The organism is Bowdeniella massiliensis (assembly GCF_023634005.1).
GTDB classification, from domain to species: domain Bacteria; phylum Actinomycetota; class Actinomycetes; order Actinomycetales; family Actinomycetaceae; genus Bowdeniella; species Bowdeniella massiliensis.
The window spans coordinates 1-18,498 of record NZ_JALIQR010000007.1; the positions used below are offsets into that span (position 1 = coordinate 1).

19 protein-coding genes and 1 tRNA gene are annotated in these 18,498 nt (G+C 63.4%); 13 read left to right on the forward strand and 7 right to left on the reverse strand.

Annotated features, from left to right (window positions below; translation table 11 throughout):
• Positions 1-148: 148 nt before the first annotated feature.
• The 3 genes from MUN85_RS05980 to MUN85_RS05990 form a co-directional block, all read right to left on the reverse strand.
• Positions 149-2,185, reverse strand: coding sequence for a M3 family metallopeptidase (locus MUN85_RS05980; RefSeq protein WP_250505846.1), 2,037 nt, complete (start codon positions 2,183-2,185; stop codon positions 149-151).
• Between the two features lie 25 nt (positions 2,186-2,210).
• Entirely contained in the window at positions 2,211-3,221 is a 1,011-nt protein-coding gene (locus tag MUN85_RS05985) for a GNAT family N-acetyltransferase (protein WP_250505847.1), read from the reverse strand.
• 70 nt (positions 3,222-3,291) lie between these two features.
• On the reverse strand, positions 3,292-3,447 hold the full coding sequence (locus MUN85_RS05990) for a hypothetical protein (protein ID WP_176780795.1): 156 nt from the start codon (positions 3,445-3,447) through the stop codon (positions 3,292-3,294).
• 290 nt (positions 3,448-3,737) lie between these two features.
• On the opposite strand from MUN85_RS05990, the gene MUN85_RS05995 reads away from it, so the two are divergent.
• Positions 3,738-4,172: a hypothetical protein gene (locus MUN85_RS05995; protein WP_250505848.1), complete on the forward strand. Its 435-nt coding sequence runs from the start codon at positions 3,738-3,740 to the stop codon at positions 4,170-4,172.
• A 100-nt stretch (positions 4,173-4,272) separates the two neighbouring features.
• On the opposite strand, the gene MUN85_RS06000 is transcribed toward MUN85_RS05995, so the two are convergent.
• Positions 4,273-4,358, reverse strand: a tRNA-Leu gene (locus MUN85_RS06000).
• Positions 4,359-4,470: 112 nt separating this feature from the next.
• On the opposite strand from MUN85_RS06000, the gene MUN85_RS06005 reads away from it, so the two are divergent.
• On the forward strand, positions 4,471-5,799 hold the full coding sequence (locus tag MUN85_RS06005) for a M20/M25/M40 family metallo-hydrolase (protein ID WP_250505849.1): 1,329 nt from the start codon (positions 4,471-4,473) through the stop codon (positions 5,797-5,799).
• Between the two features lie 46 nt (positions 5,800-5,845).
• Positions 5,846-6,184: a DNA primase gene (locus MUN85_RS06010; protein WP_250505850.1), complete on the forward strand. Its 339-nt coding sequence runs from the start codon at positions 5,846-5,848 to the stop codon at positions 6,182-6,184.
• Here the strand turns inward: MUN85_RS06010 and MUN85_RS06015 are convergent, their stop codons facing one another.
• A complete protein-coding gene (locus MUN85_RS06015) occupies positions 6,185-7,123 on the reverse strand; it encodes an aldo/keto reductase (protein WP_250505851.1) in 939 nt (312 codons plus the stop codon).
• A gap of 59 nt (positions 7,124-7,182) precedes the next feature.
• Here MUN85_RS06015 and MUN85_RS06020 point away from each other — a divergent pair, with 59 nt between their 5' ends.
• Genes MUN85_RS06020 through MUN85_RS06030 form a run of 3 tightly spaced genes read left to right on the forward strand, consistent with a single transcriptional unit; the run spans position 7,183 to position 9,963 of the window.
• Positions 7,183-8,034, forward strand: coding sequence for an undecaprenyl-diphosphate phosphatase (locus MUN85_RS06020; protein ID WP_250505852.1), 852 nt, complete (start codon positions 7,183-7,185; stop codon positions 8,032-8,034).
• 4 nt (positions 8,035-8,038) lie between these two features.
• The gene (gene mshC, locus MUN85_RS06025; protein WP_250505853.1) at positions 8,039-9,304 is read left to right on the forward strand and encodes a cysteine--1-D-myo-inosityl 2-amino-2-deoxy-alpha-D-glucopyranoside ligase; all 1,266 of its coding nucleotides are present in this window, start codon (positions 8,039-8,041) and stop codon (positions 9,302-9,304) included.
• Positions 9,301-9,963: an HAD family hydrolase gene (locus MUN85_RS06030; RefSeq protein ID WP_250505854.1), complete on the forward strand. Its 663-nt coding sequence runs from the start codon at positions 9,301-9,303 to the stop codon at positions 9,961-9,963. The genes mshC and MUN85_RS06030 overlap by 4 nt, the downstream gene beginning before the upstream one ends.
• On the opposite strand, the gene MUN85_RS06035 is transcribed toward MUN85_RS06030, so the two are convergent.
• Positions 9,960-10,868: a RecB family exonuclease gene (locus tag MUN85_RS06035; RefSeq protein ID WP_250505855.1), complete on the reverse strand. Its 909-nt coding sequence runs from the start codon at positions 10,866-10,868 to the stop codon at positions 9,960-9,962. The two genes, MUN85_RS06030 and MUN85_RS06035, sit on opposite strands and share 4 nt — an antisense overlap.
• 97 nt (positions 10,869-10,965) lie before the next feature.
• On the opposite strand from MUN85_RS06035, the gene MUN85_RS06040 reads away from it, so the two are divergent.
• From MUN85_RS06040 to MUN85_RS12895, 7 genes are all read left to right on the forward strand, one after another.
• Positions 10,966-11,970, forward strand: coding sequence for a tRNA (adenine-N1)-methyltransferase (locus MUN85_RS06040; protein WP_348647956.1), 1,005 nt, complete (start codon positions 10,966-10,968; stop codon positions 11,968-11,970).
• Between the two features lie 91 nt (positions 11,971-12,061).
• Positions 12,062-13,615, forward strand: coding sequence for a proteasome ATPase (arc, locus tag MUN85_RS06045; protein WP_250505856.1), 1,554 nt, complete (start codon positions 12,062-12,064; stop codon positions 13,613-13,615).
• A gap of 13 nt (positions 13,616-13,628) precedes the next feature.
• Positions 13,629-15,170 carry a depupylase/deamidase Dop gene (gene dop / locus MUN85_RS06050; protein WP_250505857.1) on the forward strand — a complete coding sequence of 514 codons (1,542 nt, stop codon included), beginning with the start codon at positions 13,629-13,631 and terminating at the stop codon, positions 15,168-15,170.
• Positions 15,171-15,179: 9 nt separating this feature from the next.
• A complete protein-coding gene (locus MUN85_RS06055; protein WP_250505858.1) occupies positions 15,180-15,359 on the forward strand; it encodes a ubiquitin-like protein Pup in 180 nt (59 codons plus the stop codon).
• The gene (gene pafA, locus MUN85_RS06060; protein WP_250505859.1) at positions 15,356-16,738 is read left to right on the forward strand and encodes a Pup--protein ligase; all 1,383 of its coding nucleotides are present in this window, start codon (positions 15,356-15,358) and stop codon (positions 16,736-16,738) included. The genes MUN85_RS06055 and pafA overlap by 4 nt, the downstream gene beginning before the upstream one ends.
• Positions 16,729-17,595, forward strand: a complete 867-nt coding sequence (locus tag MUN85_RS12890; RefSeq protein ID WP_250505860.1) for an FKBP-type peptidyl-prolyl cis-trans isomerase — start codon at positions 16,729-16,731, stop codon at positions 17,593-17,595. Before pafA ends, MUN85_RS12890 begins: the two co-directional genes overlap by 10 nt.
• Positions 17,592-17,945: an ArsC/Spx/MgsR family protein gene (locus MUN85_RS12895; RefSeq protein WP_250505861.1), complete on the forward strand. Its 354-nt coding sequence runs from the start codon at positions 17,592-17,594 to the stop codon at positions 17,943-17,945. The genes MUN85_RS12890 and MUN85_RS12895 overlap by 4 nt, the downstream gene beginning before the upstream one ends.
• Here MUN85_RS12895 and MUN85_RS06075 read toward each other — a convergent pair.
• The gene (locus MUN85_RS06075) at positions 17,942-18,460 is read right to left on the reverse strand and encodes a nucleoside/nucleotide kinase family protein (protein WP_250505862.1); all 519 of its coding nucleotides are present in this window, start codon (positions 18,458-18,460) and stop codon (positions 17,942-17,944) included. The genes MUN85_RS12895 and MUN85_RS06075 overlap by 4 nt on opposite strands.
• Between the last annotated feature and the right edge of the window lie 38 nt (positions 18,461-18,498).

Below are 18,498 nucleotides of genomic sequence, written 5' to 3' on the forward strand. Positions count from 1 at the left end.
GCAACCGCAACGTCATCGAGCGTCGCTACTGCCACATCAAGCAATGGCGCGGACTCGCCACCCGCTACGACAAGCTCGCGATCGTCTACCGCGCGGCCGTGATCCTCAACGCCGTCATCTCCTGGACCCGGCAATTGTCAGACACGCCCTAGGCCAGGCCGCGGCGCGACATGAGTGCGCCGATTTCGGGGTCACGGCCACGGAAGGCGAGGAAGGATTCGCGTGGATCGCGCGAATAGCCGCGCGAGAGTACCTCGGCGGCCAGGTGCGCGCCGGCCTCACGGTTGAGTCCGCCATCGCCCTCACGGGTGGCCTCGGTACGGAACCACTCGGCGGTGTCGGCATCGAGGACCTCGGCCCACACGTAGGAGTAGTAGCCCGCGTCGTAGCCGCCACCGAAGGTGTGGTTGAAGAACGTCGTGCGGTAGCGCGGCGGCACGACGTCGATCCCAAACTCACGCAGCGTCTTCGCCTCGAAGTCTGCCACCTCGGAAACATCGGTGGGAATCTCGTCGGGACCGAGGCGATGCCACGCCTGGTCCAGCAGCGCCGCTCCGAGGTACTCGCTCGTAGCAAATCCTTCGCCGTAGGCGCCCATGGAGGTCAGCGTCTCGATGTAGCTCGCGGGGATTTCCTCGCCCGTTTCGTGGTGGCGTGCGAAGCTCTTGATGACCTCGGGATTCTCCATCCACATTTCGTTGAGCTGGGAGGGGTATTCGACAAAGTCGCGCGGCACCGAGGTGCCGGATTGGCTCGGCCAGCGCACATCGGAGAGCAGGCCGTGCAGCGCGTGCCCGAATTCGTGGAAGCAGGTACGAACCTCGTCCCAGGTGAGCAGCGTCGGGAAGCCCTCTTGCGGCTTCGCAACGTTCAGATCGTTAGTGACGACGGCCTTGCGGTCAAGCAGGTGGGACTGCTCGACGAAGCCGCTCATCCACGCACCGCCGCGCTTGCCCTCGCGGGCGTAATAATCGGCGCTGAACAGTCCGATGCCCTCACCGGCTTCGTTGAAGACCTCCCAGACGCGCGCATCGGGGGTGTGCCCGGTGATGTCCTCTCGGCGGGTGAAGCTCAGGCCGTAGAGCTTATTGGCCGCGAAGAAGACGCCGTTATCGATGACGTTTTCCAGCAGCAGGTACGGCTTGAGTACGGAGTCGTCGAGGTTGAACTTCTCGCCGCGCAGCTTTTCCGAGTAGTAGGACCAGTCAGACACAGCGAATGGCCGCGGATCCTCGCGCGCCATCAGCTCGGCGAGTTCGGCCGATTCGGCCTTGGCATTGCGCGCTGCCGGCGCGGCCATCGCGGTCAGGCGCTCCATGATGGCCTGCGAGGTACCGGCGGCGGCATCCTCGGCGACGTAGTCGGCGTGATGGTCATAGCCCAGCAGCTGGGCGCGCTCGGCGCGGGCGCGGGCAAGGTCCAAGACGATCTGGCGGGTGTCGTTCTCGCCCTGCCAGTTGCGCGACTGCGACGTCTCAAACAGGCGGGCGCGGGTGTCAGAATCGGTGAGCGAGGTAGCCAGCGGCTGCTGCGTCGTGGATTGCAGCGCCACCTTGTAGCTGCCGTCGTCCTGCTTCATCGCATCGAGTTCGGCGTCATCGAGTCCGGCCAGCGCGGTGGCCGAAAAGCTCGGGGAGTGTGCCTCCAGGTCTTTGACGACGCGGCGCCCGAATGCTGCCTGCAGCGAGGCGATGCTCGAGTTCAATTCGCGCAGTCGATCCTGCTTCTCGCCCTCGAGCTCGACGCCGGCCCGGCGGAACCGCTTCAGGTAGGTCTCCAGGAGCCAGGCGGTGTCCGTATCGAGGTCGAGGTTCGCGTCTGCCAGCTGTGTCAGGCGCTCATAGATGCGCTGATCAAGGTAGAACACGTCGCTGTGTTCGGCGAACAGCGGGGAGAATTCCTCCTCCAGGGCATCCAGCTCGTCACCGCCAACGGACGAGAGCTGGGAGAAGAATGCGCTGGCAGCGCGCGTCAGCAGGTCGCCCGACTTTTCAATCGGCTCCAAAACGGTTTCTACTGTGGCCGGAGAAGTGTCGGTCGCGATCTCCTCCCACTGGGCGCGCTGTTCGGCAAAGCCCTCTCGCAGCGCGGGGGCAAAGTGCTCGACGCGGATGGCATCGAAATCAGGCATCCCATAGGGCAGGGAGGACGGCTGGGCAAAAGGATTCTCAGCGGAAAGTGACATAGGTCCTATCGTGCCATGGCTCGCCTCAACGCTCGAACAGAGCACCGCCGGTTTCGCCCTCAGAGTGAAGAATCGCCGCGAGGTTCGGCGGCTCGAAGTGTGGCCCCTTTCCGACCTTGCCGTCCGCCCGCAGCACCGGCTTGCCATCGGGGCCGAGCTTGGTGAGGTTGGACCTGTGGATCTCGCCGATCACCGAATCGAGCGGAATATTAGCCAGGATCGCCATGCCATAGATGACGTAGGTGAGATCTCCCAGCGCGTCGGCCGTCGCGATGAGGTCGGCGTTCGTGGGACCGACGTCGATCGTTTCGAAGGCGGAGCGAACGGTCTCGGCGGCTTCGCGACCCCGCACCGCTTCGATAAGTTCGCAGAACTCTTCAGCAATGAGTCGTAGTCGCATCGCCATATCCGGATGATCGACGGCCGCGGCTCCTTTGCCAATCACCATCGAGTAGACCCGGTGGAATTCCACCACCATGTCGTGCACGGTGGCGGGTCGAGGTCGGGTGCCTGCGAGAAAGTCGCTCGCCGTAAGTGAGCCGATCCAACCGTCATGCTGCTCACCCTTCTGAGAGATCAAGCCGGGAACAACGGCGTGCATCGTGAATCCGAGACGGCGGGCAAGCGCTAGGGAAGCGAGGTTCGCGGACCGAATCTGGATGTGGACTGTAGCCAGCTCGAGGTCGTTGAAAGCGTGCGCAAGCAGCGCTGTCGCGGCCTCCGTAAGGAAACCGCGGCCACGAAAATCGCGGTGAGCCCAATACCCAATCTCCGCTACGTTGCCGTTCCTCTTGTGGAGGTCGATGGCGCCAACGAGCTGGCCATCGTGGGTGGTGATGAGGAAAACGGGCAGTCCGTCGGCAGCGCTCTGGGCGACGATGTCGGTGACGAAATACTCAGCATCGGCGCGGGTATATGGCTCGGGAACGGCCGTAAATCGTGCGATGTCCGGATCGCTGCAGGCCTCAATGATTGCGTCGCGATCGGTCATCGTTGGGGGTCGAAGAATCAACCGAGTGGTGCGCAGCTCCGTCATGACTGAAGACTAGGGCAGGGCGCAGGCATAGCAAAAGCGCGGACGAATCTCGTCCGCGCTTGTTGCCTACTTAGGCAGCCATCGTGAGGATCTCGACGTCCTCGAGGTTCGACCACTCGATTCCGAAGGGCTCTCGCCAGCCGCGTACGGCGTCTTCGATCGCGTGGTAGTCGATCCCGGAGGCGGTCCGACCGGTCAAATGGTCCACGATAGTAAGTTTGCTCATCTTCATCATTCCTTCAGTCACATGAGTCATGGGCACACACCTCCGTGGTGCGTGCTGCAACCGGTACCGTCACGGTTTGACGGGGCAGCCGGTCAGCCAGTTGGCCTCGGCAGCACGGTGGGCTTCCGAACGAACCAAAATCGGCGCCAAGGCAACTTTACAAGATTACCAGATGAGCGATATGTGAGCAACTATGTCGCTAGGGTTAACAGTGGCATAGCCGCTTCAGCACAGAGGAATTGTCAATGCGAAGGCGAAAGAAGGACCATCAATAACTCTCCGAGTTTCCCGTGGCCAAGCTCCAGGTCGACTACGGAGTCGGCGCCGTGCTCTGGTTCAAAGGAGGCCTGGTGGAGATCTCCGATCCCGAACTCCGCAAACGATTTTATGACTGGGGCGAGTTCTTTCTCGACCATTACGACATCGACGCGGGCTGGCCGACGAGGGACCACGCCGCGCGCCACTTTAAAAACGCGGCGGAAATTCTTACCGACCTACAAGAGCTCTACAGCGACTGGGCGATCTACCACGCGATCTGGGAAGAGTGGTATCGGGACGAGAATGAACCTGGGGAGCTAACCCCAACGAGTACCCAAGCGTATGCGCAGATCGGCAACTCCTACTACGTATTTGGTGAGCGTCGCAGGAAACGCTGGGCGAAGATCAGCTCGCGCCGCCGGAGGGTTTGGTCGTGGCTGCGTTTGCGGTGGCAAGGCCGCGGTTGATTGGAGAAACCACCACGCGCCTCGGGTAGTGGTGAATAGACCAGGGCGGACATCTGACGAAAAAAGGTCCCAAATAGAATTTGGGACCTTCATTCTTTTGTGCGCGGAGGGGGACTTGAACCCCCACCTTCTAATACGAAGACTAGCACCTCAAGCTAGCGCGTCTACCTATTCCGCCACCCGCGCGGGTTGCTTTTGCTGTCGTAACAGCGAGATTGAATCTAGCACGTTCGAGCCGCCGCTGCGAAATTCTGATCGCGTGATGCCCGCCACCAAGTGAGCCGGTTAAGCTGGCCCAATGGCAGACACGAACGTGAACATCCCTCGACCCGAAGACGAGGTCGTCGAGATTTGTCGCAAGCTCATCCAGATCGATACCTCGAACTTCGGTACGAACGAGGGGATCGTTGAGCGTCCTGCCGCAGAATACGTCGCCGAACTCCTTGAGGAGGTCGGAGTAGAAACCAGGATTCTTGAGTCTTCAAAGGGGCGTACGTCAGTCTTTGCTCGCCTCGAAGGAGAGGATCCGAGCCGCCCAGCATTAGTGTTGCACGGCCATACGGATGTCGTTCCGGCGGCTGCCGAGGACTGGCAAGTCCACCCGTTCTCGGGAGAAGTCCGAGACGGGCTCATTTGGGGTCGTGGCGCGGTCGACATGAAGAACATGGTGGCGATGATGATCGCGGTCGTGCGCTACCTTCGCCGCAAGAAAATCAAACCTGCTCGCGACGTCATCCTCGCGTTTTTTGCTGACGAAGAGGCCGGCTCCAAATGGGGCGGACACTGGATCGTTGATCATCATCCGGAGATCTTCGACGGCGCCACCGAGGCGATCGGTGAGGTAGGCGGCTATTCGACGATGGTCGCCGGTAAGCGTGTCTATCTTCTGCAAACCGCGGAAAAGGGCCTGCAGTGGCTCAACCTTGTCGCCTCGGGGCGTGCCGGTCATGGCTCGCAGATCAACGAGGACAATGCCATCACGCACCTTGCGGGAGCGATCCATCGGATCGGGAATCATGCCTGGCCGCTGCACCTGACAGACACGGTTCGCCAGCTCCTCGATGGGGTTGCCGAATTAACCGGCACTACGTGGGACGAAGAGGACGAGTCGACCATCTGGCCGCTCATTGATGCCCTCGGACCGGCAAAGACCTTCGTGGGAGCCACCCTGCGCACCGGGGCGAATCCAACTCAGCTCGGCGCCGGTTACAAAGCCAACGTCATTCCGACGACCGCAACGGCCACGATCGATGTCAGGCCTATCCCGGGAACCGAGGAAGACATGATGGCCACCCTCAAGCGCCTGGCGGGCCCCGACGTCGAGATTGTGCCCGAGACGCAGGATATAGGGCTCGAGGTCCCCTTCAAGGGAGACCTCGTTGACACGATGGTCGACATGATCTCGCGGCACGATCCGGAAGCAACCGTGCTGCCGTACATGCTTTCTGCCGGTACCGACAATAAGTCGCTGTCGCTGCTCGGGATCAAAGGGTATGGCTTTACGCCACTCCAGCTTCCCGTCGATCTCGACTTCCCGGCCATGTTCCACGGGGTGGATGAGCGGGTTCCGATCTCCGCTTTGGAGTTCGGTTGCCGAGTCCTGCTCGACCTGCTGCAAGAGGCTTAGGCTAATAGTTCTCGCAAATGTCGATCACCGGCGATAGGCTCGAGACATGGCTACTGACCCTCGTGCAGCACTCGATCGACTGATCGCCGCCTTTGAAGCCCACTACCACGCTGCCGTGGCAGCGCAGGATCCGGATGCCGCCTCGGTCACGAGCGCCGCGAACACGTTGGAAGACGCGTTCCTCACCTACGATGACGCGCTGATGACGACCTTCGACGTTGACGTTCCGCTGGATACCTACAGCAATGACGATGACGATGACGATGACTACTACGACGATGACGAGGGAGAGTTCGATGACGACGATGACGACGACTTCGACGACGATCTCGACTTCGATGACGATGACGACGATGATCTCGAGATCATCGTCGAAAAGAAGTAGCTAGTCGAACGTAGCCTCGCTCAGGGCCGCGTAAATCTGGTCCGGAAGCTCAAAATCGGTCGTGAGGAGCGGCCGGAATTGTGCTGCCGTCCGGGGACCGACAATGAGGGAGCTCACCGCTGGGTGGCAGCGCGCCCAGGCGGCCGCGACTTGGAGCGGTTGCACATCTAGGCCTTGGGCTGCCGTGGCGACGGCTTCCACGATCCCCGCGTAGGTGCCCGATAGGTAGGGCTCGACATAGGCCGCGAGGTGCGTCGAGGCGGCCCGCGAATCGGCCGGAATAGTGTGGCGGTACTTTCCGGTGAGCACGCCGCGACCAAGGCCCGCGCAGCCGACGAAACCCAAGCCCAGCGCTTCACACAGCTCGAAGAGATCGTCTTCGGGGTCGCGCTGTAGCAGTGAATACTCCGCCTGGATGAGCGAGAGTGGAACCTCGGGGCCCATCATCCCGGCGAGGTAGCCGATCTGCCACGGCGCAAAGTTCGATACCCCCACGTAGTGGGCGCGGCCGCTCGTGACCGCCTGCGTCAAAGCGCCTGCAACCTCGGCGAGCGGAGTGAGCGAGTCCGGGGCTTGAACCATGAAAATGTCGACGGTCTCCACACCGAGGCGCGCGAGTGAATCGTCGAGCGAGGTCAGCAACGTCCGCCGGGAGGTATCGAGGCGGGCACCGCCGCCGCGCGCAGGAGAGACGCCGGCCTTCGTCATGAGGATGACGTCGCGGCGATCAACGACATCGTCAAGAAGCTCACCAATGAGTTCTTCGGCGTGTCCCTGGCCATAGCCGGGTGCGGTATCGAGCAGCGAACCGCCGGCGTCGACAAACTCGGTCAGGAGATCTTTGGCCTCGTGCTCATCGGTATCGGAGCCCCACGTCATCGTCCCTAACGTCGTGGCCGATACTCGCAGACCCGTGTGACCAAGCTGTCGCTGTTCCATAGAAACTTACGGTAGCGCCAATGCAGAATTCGTGCGTCGCTGCCCTACGCTTAGGGATCATGAGCTGGATCGAAGCGATCATCCTTGGACTCGTTCAGGGACTGACAGAATTCTTGCCGATTTCCTCATCCGCGCACCTGCGGATCGTCGGCGACCTGCTGGGGGGAAGGGATCCCGGCGCGGCCTTCACCGCGATCACTCAGATCGGTACCGAGGCCGCCGTCGTGCTGTATTTCCGGCACAAGATCTGGGCCGTCATCAAGGCGTGGGCCGGAGCACTGCCGATTGGGCCGTGGAAGAACACCGTGCCGAAGTCCGATCCGGATGCCCGCATGGGGTGGTACGTGATCTTTGGTTCGATCCCGATCGTCGTGCTCGGTGTGCTGCTGGAGAGCTGGATCGATACGAACTTCCGGCACCTGTACATCACGGCCGCTATGCTCGCAGGTTTCGGCATCCTCATGGGGGTCGCCGACAGATTCTCCAAGCGAACGAAGGAGCTGGAAGAACTCAACCCGCGCGACGCCGCGATCTTCGGTTTCGCGCAAGCACTCGCGCTGGTGCCCGGCGTCTCCCGCTCCGGCGGCACCATCACCGCGGGGCTCTTCATGGGTTATTCGCGCAAAGCTGCCGCCAACTACTCCTTCCTGCTCGCGATCCCCGCGGTCATGGGCTCCGGCTTCTACAAGCTGTTCAAAGATGGGCTCAGTGAGGACGCTGCCGTCGGGCTCGGCCCGACCCTGCTGGCCACCGCCGTCGCCTTCGTCGTCGCCTACTTCATCATCGTGTGGTTCTTGAAGCTCATTCAGACCCACTCCTTCATGCCGTTCGTCATCTATCGGGTCGCCCTCGCGGTCCTCGTGGTCATCTTGGTAGCGGCAGGGGCCATTCACGCCTACCCGGTAGGCTAGGGCCGTGGATTCATGGCTCTCTCCGAAAGTTCCTCAGCTTCGTCATGAGGCCCCCGGGCCCGTTCGACTGGGGCCCGACGGGCTCACCCCCGAAGGCGATGTCCGCCTCTACGTATGCGGTATCACGCCCTATGACGCGACCCATCTTGGTCATGCGGCAACGTATCTGACGTTCGATTCCCTCGTGCGCACTCTGCGTGGCGGTGGCTACAACGTGACCTACGTTCAAAACGTCACCGATATCGACGACCCGCTGCTGGAGCGCGCCGCGAAGATCGGGGTGGATTGGCGCGAGTTGGCCACGAGCCAGATCGATCTGTTCCGCTCGGATATGACGAATCTTCGGGTCCTCGCCCCCGACCACTACGTCGGTGCGGTCGAATCGGTGGACCTGGTCGTCAGCGCCGTTGCGCGCATCTCCGACACCTATGGGCTTCCCAGTGGCGAGGACGGAGCCGATGACGTGTATGCCGAGGTCACCGCTGATCCGCGTTTTGGTGAGGTCTCCGGCTTCAGCCGCGACGAGATGCTGGAGGTGTTCGCCGAGCGCGGTGGTGACCCGGAACGCGCTGGCAAGCATGACGAGCTCGACCCGCTGCTGTGGCGCGGTGCCCGTCAGGGAGAGCCGTCCTGGGATGGCAAGGACCTGGGGGAGGGGCGCCCGGGCTGGCATATCGAATGCGCGGCGATCGGCGAACACTACCTGGGTGGCGCGCCGACGATCGTCGGCGGCGGATCGGACCTAATCTTCCCGCATCACGAAATGTCGGCGATGCACCTGCGCGCGCTGGGCCATGAGGAGCCTGCTCTCTACCTGCACGCCGGAATGATCGGCTACGAGGGGGAGAAGATGAGCAAATCGCTCGGCAACCTCGTGCTCGTCTCCAAGCTCGTGGATCAAGGGGTTGACCCACGCGTCGTTCGCCTTGCCATGCTCGACCATCATTACGCCTATGATCACCACTGGACCGACGCTGATCTGACGCGAGCGACGGAACGGTTGCAGGCCTACCAGGACGCGATCGCTGCACGCGCGCCCGGTGCGGCGATGACGGCCCTCGTCGTCCACGACTGTATGACCGATGACCTCGATACACCCGGCGCGCTGTGGGCTCTTGATGCCTGGGCCGCCGGGGATGCGCCGCGCATGACCGAGGGCGACGAGACCGAAGAACTCGCGGACCTCGTCACAACCGTCGACGCGCTGCTGGGAATCTGTCTGATTGGTGGCCCGTTCGATACGACCTGCGGCTGCGTCGAATCCCTATGACCGAGCTCGCCGCCCTCCTGTGGGACATGGATGGCACGCTCATCGACTCCGAACGCTACTGGTTCAAGGCCGAAGCAGATCTCGTCCACGCCGGGGGCGGCACCTGGTCTCGCGAGCAGGCCGATGAGTGCGTCGGCAAGCAGCTGCAGTTCACCGCTCGACAGGTCAAGGAAGCTGGCGGACTGAGCGACGACGTGGCAGACATTTCGCGTCTACTCATCGAGACGATGGCGAGCTACATCCGTACCGATGGCGTGCCATATCGCAACGGCGCGGAAGAACTCGTAACTCAGGCGCGAGCGGCGGGGCTGAAACTCGCCCTCGTCACGCTCGCCGTCGGGCCCTATGTGGAGGCCGTCTGGGACGGCCTGCAGGGCTTCGATGTGTGTATTTCGGGCGATGCCGTCACGCGGCAAAAACCGGATCCGGAGGCGTACCTGTCGGCGATGGCGCAGCTGGGCTTAGAGGCACACCAGTGCGTGGCGCTGGAAGACTCGCCGACCGGAGTGAAGGCCGCGGCAGCTTCGGGTGCCACGACGATCTTCGTCCCGCAAGCAGAAGGTGCCGAGCGCCCTGAGGGAGTCTACGAATTCACGTCGTTAGGCGAGGTGGCGCTTGAGACGATCGAGCGTCTGCACGCCGGGCACCACGCTTCTTAGACTTCTGGACCGGACGGTTCATCGCTGGGACGCATCGGCGCTGGATCCGACGGGGGCTGCGCCGGGGCTGGCGCCTCGGATTGCTCAGCTGTGCGCGCTGTGAGCAAGCGAGAAATCCCGCCCGGTGGCAGCGGCAAGATATCGCCGCCGAATTCGGGGCAGAATTTCTGGAATGAGCACCAGGGGCACAGTGGCGTCCGCTTGGGTCGAAACTCACCTGCCAGAGCGGCAGCCTCGATATTGGCCCAGATCGATAAGATCTCGCGCTCCATCGCAAGCAGGTCGTCTTCCCACGGATCGAGGGTGAGGATTTGGCCGTCGGCGAGATACACGAGCTGGAGCCGGGCCGGGATTTTTCCACTAATCCGCCACACCATGAGCGCATAGAACCGCATTTGAAACAGCGCCTCGGAGGTGTATTGCGGCTTGGGAGATTTGCCGGACTTATAGTCCACAATCCGCATGCGGCCATCGGGCGCAACATCAACGCGGTCGATGAAGCCGCGTACGAGGATTCCATCTCCTACTGCCACTTCGACGAAGCGTTCGCGGGCCGCCGGCGCCAGGTTCGCGGGGTTTTCGATCCGGAAGTAGTTCTCGATAAGCGAGCGGGCTTCGGCCAGCCAGGTCGCGAGCTCGCCCGGGGTGTCGAACAAGGTCTCGATATGCGGATTTCTCCCGCGCAGCTCCTCCCACTGGATTGGCAGTAGTGACAGGGCGTGCTCGGGGGTGCGCTCGCTGGCAGGAGCGTCGTAAAGGCGCTCCAAGACAGCGTGGACAAGCGTGCCTTTCGCTGCGGCCGGTGAGGGCGGCTCAGGAAGCCGGTCAACCGTTCGATAGCGAAACAGGAGTGGACACTGCAAAAAGTCCTTGGCGCGTGAGGGGGAGAGTGCGGAACGAGACATGCAGCCACCTTATCCCCGCCGCGGGGCCACCTTCGGTACCGACTGCCGGCAGCCCGGTGTTCGGGCTGGGGCGGATTGTCTAGTAGCGTGACCAGTTGTGACGAATTCTCCCGAACTCGATATGGTCTCGCGCCGCGGCCCGATCCGTGCCGGCGAGCGCGTACAACTGACGGATTACAAAGGAAAAATGCACACCATCGTCTTGCACGAGGACGGGCATTTCCACTCCCATCGCGGCACTTTTTCTCATAACGAGATCATTGGCTGCGACGACGGTGCCGTCATTACGACCTCAATCGGCTATGACTATCTCGTCTTACGGCCATTGTTGAGCGATTACGTTCTGGGAATGCCGCGCGGTGCCGCCGTCATTTACCCCAAGGATGCGGCACAGATTATCGGTCAGGCCGACATTTATCCCGGAGCTCGCGTGGTCGAAGCCGGGGTCGGATCCGGTGCGCTGTCCATGAGTTTGCTGCGCGCGGTGGGCGAACAGGGATCGTTGATTTCGGTGGAACGCCGCGAAGATTTCGCCGAGATCGCCAAGCTCAACGTCGAATCGTGGTTCGGAGCGCCGCACCCCGCGTGGGATCTGCGTCTCGGGGACCTCGCCGATGTGCTGCTTTCGCTTCCCGAGCGCAGCGTTGATCGCCTCATCATGGACATGCTCGCGCCCTGGGAGAACATCGAGGCGGCATCCCACGCACTCATCCCGGGTGGACTGGTGCTGGCCTATGTCGCCACGACCACACAACTATCGCGATTCGTCGAAGAGTTGCGCGACACCGATGCCTATACGGAACCGCGAGCATGGGAGACGATGCTGCGCACCTGGCATCTTGAAGGACTGGCGGTCCGGCCCGATCACCGGATGGTGGGACACACCGGATTCCTTGTCACCGCTCGAAAGCTCGCGCCCGGCACCACCACGCCGCGCCGGCATCGACGTCCAGCCAAGGGAGCCTACGCCGGCGAAGGGGTGTGGGATCCAGCAGAACTTGGCGAACGCCCGGTTTCCGAACGCAAGATTCGGCGCGTGACCAGAGATTTGAAAGCGCGCGAAAAGTTCTTAGAAAAACTCCGCGACGAAGGCGAACGTTAGCCAATTCACCGCGAGCATAGCGGCCCAATTTTTGCCCGAGGCATAGGCTGGTTATTATCGGGACCTTTAGCGTTCGCGAGGAGGAGGCAACATGGCAAATTTCACCGAAGCCAGAGTTCAGGAACTCCAACAGGAGGCGATTTCGCTCGCGCACAAAAACGAGCGTCTATCCGCCGCGTTAGCGACCGCCCGACGACGCCTGGAAGAACTCCAGGAACAACTCGACACCCTAACCCGTCCGCCTGGATCCTATGGCGTGTTCCTCGAAGCCGATATGGCGGCCCGGGAAGCCGACGTCATGCTCGGCGGCCGCCGGATGCGACTACCCGTTGTGCCCACTATGCCGCTCGGCGCCATCCGGCGGGGCCAGCTGGTCCGGCTGAACGAGCAGATGCTAGTTATCAGCGCTGCCGGCTATGAGACCACGGGCGCCCTGGTCTACGTTCGCGAAGTCCTTTCCGATGGCCGCATTGTCGCCACGAGCCGCGCTGATGATTCGATCGTGCTGATCCCCTCGGGCGAGCTTGCCACCACCCGGGTGCGGGTCGGAGACGTCCTGCTCGCCGACCTGAAAAGCGGCACGGCGCTCGAGATTATCCAGCTGTCCGAACTCGATGACCTCCTGCTGGAAGAAGAACCCGATGTCGACTACAGCGACATTGGTGGCTTGAACGAGCAGATCATGGAAATTCGCGACGCCATCGAGCTGCCCTTCGCGCACCCCGATACGTTCCGCGAACACGGACTGCGCCCACCCAAGGGCGTCTTGCTCTACGGACCGCCCGGATGCGGCAAGACGCTCATCGCCAAGGCGGTTGCCACCTCCCTTGCCCGCACGACGCGCGCCGAAGGGGACAAGGCCTACTTCCTGAACATCAAGGGCCCCGAACTGCTCGATAAGTACGTCGGAGAAACCGAGCGCCACATTCGCACGATCTTTGCCCGTGCGAGGGAAAAGGCCTCCAGCGGGATGCCGGTCGTGGTCTTTTTCGACGAGATGGAATCCCTGTTCCGTACCCGCGGCTCCGGGGTGTCCTCGGATGTGGAAACCACGATCGTGCCGCAGCTGCTCGCCGAGATCGATGGCGTCGAGCAACTCGATAACGTCGTCGTCATTGGCGCCTCCAACCGCGAGGACATGATCGACCCCGCGATCCTGCGCCCGGGACGACTCGACGTCAAGATCCGCGTCAACCGGCCGGACCGCGAAGGCACGGCGGACATTTTCTACAAGTACCTCACCGAATCTTTGCCGTATCACGAGGACGAGATCTCACGCTACGGCGGCATCAGTGGCGTGATCAAGCACCTTACTCAGGTCGCGGTTGATCGCATTTTTGCCACCGAGGACTCCGAGAAAATGTTCATCGTGACATTCGCCGACGGCTCGCGCCACACTATGTACTTCAAGGACTTCGTCTCCGGTGCGCTCGTTGCCAATATCGTCGATCGCGTCAAGAAGGCCGCCGTCAAGGACTACCTGGCCAGCGGCGAGCGCGGCATCCGCACCTCCCACATGCATGCCGCCCTCACGCAGGAAAAGCAGGAACACGATGCCTTGCGGGCCACGACCGATCCCGAGGAATGGGCACGCGTGCTTGGCCGTGCCGGTGCTCGCGTGACCGACGTGGCAACCGCCGAATAGCCCAAGGAGCACCATGACCGTGATTCGCCCGATGGGCATCGAAACCGAGTACGGGATCGCTGAGGCCGGGGTCCAGGCCAACGTCATTGAGCTGTCGAACGCCATCGTCAGCGCCTACGCCGACGCCGTGCCCCATGCCACGTGGGACTATCGCGGAGAAGATCCGCTCTCCGATGCCCGCGGCTACCGGCTGCCGCGCAGCGCCGCCGATCCTTCCATGCTGACCGATGACCCGAACAGCGCGGCCCCTTCCGGGCCGGGCGCGCACGTGACGAAGACGCTGGAGGGGGCCGGCCGCTCCGGTCCTGCCAACGCTGTGCTCACCAACGGCGCCCGCCTCTACGTCGATCATGCTCACCCCGAGTACTCCTCGCCCGAGGTCCTCACTCCGCTCGACGTCGTGACCTATGACCGCGCCGGCGATCTCATCATGCAGCGGGCCACCGAGCTCGCCGCGCGCTCCGGGCGCGAGATCCAGATCTATAAGAACAACGTTGACGGCAAGGGCGCCAGCTACGGCTGCCACGAGAACTACCTCATCTCCCGCGACCTGCCCTTCGGCGATGTCGTCCAGCACCTGACGACGTTTTTCGCTGTCCGCCCGCTGATCTGCGGTGCCGGACGCGTCGGCATCGGCCAAAAAAGCGAAGAGGCCGGATTCCAGATCTCCCAGCGCGCCGATTACATCGAAAACGAGGTCGGGCTCGAAACGACGTTCAACCGCCCGATCATCAACACCCGCGACGAGCCGCACTGCGATGCCCGGCGCTGGCGGCGCCTGCACGTCATCGTCGGCGATGCCAACACCTTCGACGTCTCCACCTACGCCAAGGTGGGGGTCACCTCCCTCGTGCTGTGGTTCCTGGAGCGCGGCTCGGTTCCACTCGACCTGGATGCGCTGACGCTGTCCGCACCCGTGTTCGACGTCTATGGTGTCTCCCGCGAGCCCCTCAGTCACACGCTGTCGACGGCTTCCGGCAGGTACACCGCGCTCGATATTCATCGGATCTTCCGCGATCTGATCGCATCAGCCCTTCAGGCTGATGGGCTCGCCGATGATGCCACCGATGAGGTCCTTCGCACCTGGAGCCGCCTGCTCGACGGACTCGGCTCCGACCTATCGGAGGTTGAGACCGATATCGAATGGGTCGGAAAACTCCACCTGCTGGAGCGTATGCGCGAGCGCGGGGGACTTGCCTGGGATCATCCAAAGCTCGCCGCCCTCGACCTGCAGTTCGCAAACGTCAACCCCGCGGTATCGATCTCGGCGGCCCTCGCGCGCGCCGGCAAGGTGCGCCGGCTCGTCTCGGAAGAGGCCATCGCCAATGCGGCGGTCGAGCCGCCGAAGGACACCCGCGCCTACCTGCGCGGCCAGCTCATTAAGAATCACCCCGGCGAGATCCACTCCGCCTCCTGGTCCTCGCTCATCGCCCGCAATCCACATGATGATGCCCTCATGCGCATCACCATGCCGGACCCTTACGGTGGGAGCTATCACCGGATTGGCGAGCTGCCGGAGGCGGACCTCGCTACCATCGTTGACACATTAACCTAGGGATTTTCCATGCGTCGTGAATACCTCAGGCCGCAATCATCGGCCGCCGAAACCGAAGAAGAAGAACTCACCGTCACGCCCAGCGCCCAGACGGAGAGCGTCGATGACCTGCTCGACGAGATCGATACCGTGCTGGAAGCCAACGCCGAATCCTTCGTCCAGGGCTTTGTCCAAAAAGGCGGACAGTGACCGATCGTCGTATCTACGGGATCGAAACCGAATTCGGGATCACCTGCGCGCACCTCGCCGAGGGGGAGCCCCCCGTCGGCGCCGAAGAGGCTGCGCTGCTGCTGTTTCGACCCGTGCAGGATCGTGGTCGGTCCACCAACGTGTTCCTGCCCAATGGGGGACGACTCTACCTCGACGTCGGCGCCCACCCGGAATATGCGACCGCGGAGTGTGACCGGCTCGAGGATATCCTCGCCCAAGATCGGGCCGGAACGACGCTCATGGCGGACCTCGCCCGGACCGCGAACCAGCGCCTAGCCGCCGACGAGATCCCCGGCGCGATCCACCTGTTTCGCAATAACGCGGACTCGCGCGGGAATTCCTATGGCTGCCACGAAAACTACCTCGTGCGCCGCACGCCGCGCTTTCGCGAGATGATCGAATCGCTTCTGGCATTCTTCGTCACCCGCCAGATCGTCGTCGGCTCCGGGTATCTCAAACTCAAGCGCGGGCGGGCGACCTACGGGTTTTCCCAGCGCGCCGACCAGACGTGGGACGCGGTCTCCTCTGCAACGACACGCTCCCGCCCGATCATCAACACGCGCGATGAACCGCACGCCGACGCCGATCGCTACCGGCGGTTGCACGTCATCGTCGGGGATACCAACGTCAGCGAGGCCGCGACGTGCGCGAAGGTCGCCGTCACCGAGCTGCTGCTCACCCTTGCCGAGCGCGGCCAGCTGCCACGAATCGAACTGCTCGACCCGATGCGCGCGATCCGCGAGGTCTGCCAGGATCTTTCCGGAAAGGTGCGCTGCGACGTCGTGGGCGGGCGCGCGATGACCGCCGTCGATATCCAACGCACCTACCTCGAGGCGATCACGAGTGCCGACCTCGAACTGACGCGGCTGCACCGCTACGCGGTGGATCTGTGGCAGCGCGGCCTCGATGCGATTGCGAGCGGGGACCACGCCGGCGTCGAGACGGAACTCGACTGGGCGGTGAAGAAGAAGTTGCTGGACCGCCTCGCGGCGCGCGGCCACCGCCTCGAGTCCTTTGAGGCCTCGCGGCTCATGCTCGCCTATCACGACGTCACCGACGCGGGGATCGCGCCGCGGATGGAAGAGCGCGGCATGCTCACGCGGTTGACGACCACGGCCGACGTCGATGACGCGCTCGTCAACCCGCCGGCCACCACGCGCGCGAAGGTGCGCGGCGCCTTCATCGCGGCGGCCGAAAAACACCGCCGCGACCACACCGTTGATTGGACGCATATCCGGCTGAACGACGCCGCCCACAAGGCGATCCGGCTCGATGACCCGTTTGCGGCCAGCGATGAGCGCGTTGTGGCCCTCATCGCCGATATGCGCGGACCGGAAGTCGAGGTGCCGTGGTGCTAGCGCGTAGCCGAATCATTGCCGCGCTCCTTGCCGCGGGCCTCGTGCTCGCCGGCTGCAGCGAGCAAAGCGTCGATAAGGAACCGACCGCTCAGGTCCAATCGGTCGTCGTGGAGGGCTCGCTCGGGTCGATCCCGGCCGTCTCGCTACCCGACGGAATGAACGTCACCAACCGCGAAGAGCTGCAGGCGATCCCAGGCTTTGGGCGCGAACTCGGCGCGGGCGATACCGCGATCCTCACCGTGACGACCTTCGATGGTGAGGGCACGCTCATTGAGGGCCCGGCGCTCGGCACCCCCAAGATCGTGACGATCGATCGCGACGGCGTCGGCGAGGTGCTCGCCAAGACGCTCGTCGGCAAACACGAGGGCAGCCGCATCGTGCTGCTCGAGCCCGTCCAGGTCAAAGGTAAGAACACGACGCTCGTGACGGTGATCGATATCCTGCCGACGGTTGCCGAGGGCACGGTCCCCGAGCCCGTGGCCGGGATGCCCGAGGTCGAACTCGTCAACGATCGCCAGCAGGCCCTCGCCATGGGGGAGGAGCCCGCCCCAGCCGATCTGAAGGTCGCCCCGCTCATCGTGGGGCAGGGCGCCCAGGTGCTGGAGGGCCAGCGCGTCCTCGTCACCTTTGCCTCGACGCACTGGTCCACGGGCGAACTGATCGACGCGACCGAGCCCGCCACGCCGATCGCGGTGAACCTCAACGACGTCGTGCCAGGTATGCGCGCCGGGATCCTGGATCAGCGGGTCGGCTCGCGCGTGCTGCTCGTCATCCCGCCCGATCAGGCCTCCGGTACGGATACCGTCGTCATGGTCGTCGATATCCTCGCCGCCTACACGCCCGAGGAGGGCCAGTGAACGAGACGACGATCTACCACAATGCCGCCTGCTCCAAATCGCGCGCGGCGATGGCCGAGCTTGCTGGCCGCGAGGTGCGGGTCATCAACTACCTCGCGACGCCACCGAGCCGGGACGAACTTCTCGAACTCCTCTCGATTCTCGTCGATGAGCCGAGCGCCCTCGTTCGGCGCGACGCCGCTTTCACGGCCGCGGGGCTGACCGGCGCCGACGTTGAATCCGCCGAGCAGGTCGCTACCGTGCTCGCCGAGCATCCCGAGCTGATGGAGCGCCCGGTCATCGTGGCGCGCGGGCGGGCCATCATCGGCCGCCCCACCTCCCGCGTGCGCGAATTCCTCGCCGAGGGTTAATCGTCCTCGCCGATGACGATGAGATTCGGCAGCCAGCCGTAGCTCAGCGCCTCGTGCTGCGCCTCCCAGGCCTCCCGCATATCCGACCAGTCATAGGCATCGCGCTGGCTGATCCGGCGCGTGCGGGTGACAACCGAGGCCCGCGCGATGATGGCGGCGTCGAGGATAGCCGGATCGGCCGCGGCGGCGGCAAATTCCCGGCTCGCCGCGCCACAACCGTCGAGGATCAGCACCTGCCCAGCAGCACTTACCCGCTCATCGCTCACGCGCCCCAGATGCCAGTCGTAGGGCTGGTAGTCAAAACGCCCGTCGGCCCGGAACCGGGCGGCGCACTCACCGCCGCGACGCACCCCACCGGCCAGGTCACGCCAGCCGTAGGACAGCAGATCGAGGGAAAGGATGACGACGGTAAGGCCGCTCGAGCGCAGCTGCGCGGCCAGCGCCGCAGCGATCGTCGATTTGCCGGCACCCGTCGCGCCATCGACGGCAATGATCGCGCGAGGGGGCTGAAGCATGACCCTAGGCTAGCGGCGCGCGCCAGCAGACAGAAACG

Excerpts from the sequence above, each read along its gene's own strand:
- MUN85_RS06030 (WP_250505854.1), top strand. The coding sequence starts at position 9,301 with ATGACCGAGCTCGCCGCCCTCCTGTGGGACATGGATGGCACGCTCATC.
- arc (WP_250505856.1), top strand. The coding sequence starts at position 12,062 with ATGGCAAATTTCACCGAAGCCAGAGTTCAGGAACTCCAACAGGAGGCG.
- MUN85_RS06005 (WP_250505849.1), top strand. The coding sequence starts at position 4,471 with ATGGCAGACACGAACGTGAACATCCCTCGACCCGAAGACGAGGTCGTC.
- MUN85_RS05985 (WP_250505847.1), bottom strand. The coding sequence starts at position 3,221 with ATGACGGAGCTGCGCACCACTCGGTTGATTCTTCGACCCCCAACGATG.
- MUN85_RS06010 (WP_250505850.1), top strand. The coding sequence starts at position 5,846 with ATGGCTACTGACCCTCGTGCAGCACTCGATCGACTGATCGCCGCCTTT.
- dop (WP_250505857.1), top strand. The coding sequence starts at position 13,629 with ATGACCGTGATTCGCCCGATGGGCATCGAAACCGAGTACGGGATCGCT.
- MUN85_RS06075 (WP_250505862.1), bottom strand. The coding sequence starts at position 18,460 with ATGCTTCAGCCCCCTCGCGCGATCATTGCCGTCGATGGCGCGACGGGT.
- MUN85_RS06055 (WP_250505858.1), top strand. The coding sequence starts at position 15,180 with ATGCGTCGTGAATACCTCAGGCCGCAATCATCGGCCGCCGAAACCGAA.
- MUN85_RS06015 (WP_250505851.1), bottom strand. The coding sequence starts at position 7,123 with ATGGAACAGCGACAGCTTGGTCACACGGGTCTGCGAGTATCGGCCACG.
- MUN85_RS05980 (WP_250505846.1), bottom strand. The coding sequence starts at position 2,185 with ATGTCACTTTCCGCTGAGAATCCTTTTGCCCAGCCGTCCTCCCTGCCC.
- MUN85_RS05990 (WP_176780795.1), bottom strand. The coding sequence starts at position 3,447 with ATGAGCAAACTTACTATCGTGGACCATTTGACCGGTCGGACCGCCTCC.
- MUN85_RS06020 (WP_250505852.1), top strand. The coding sequence starts at position 7,183 with ATGAGCTGGATCGAAGCGATCATCCTTGGACTCGTTCAGGGACTGACA.
- MUN85_RS06035 (WP_250505855.1), bottom strand. The coding sequence starts at position 10,868 with ATGTCTCGTTCCGCACTCTCCCCCTCACGCGCCAAGGACTTTTTGCAG.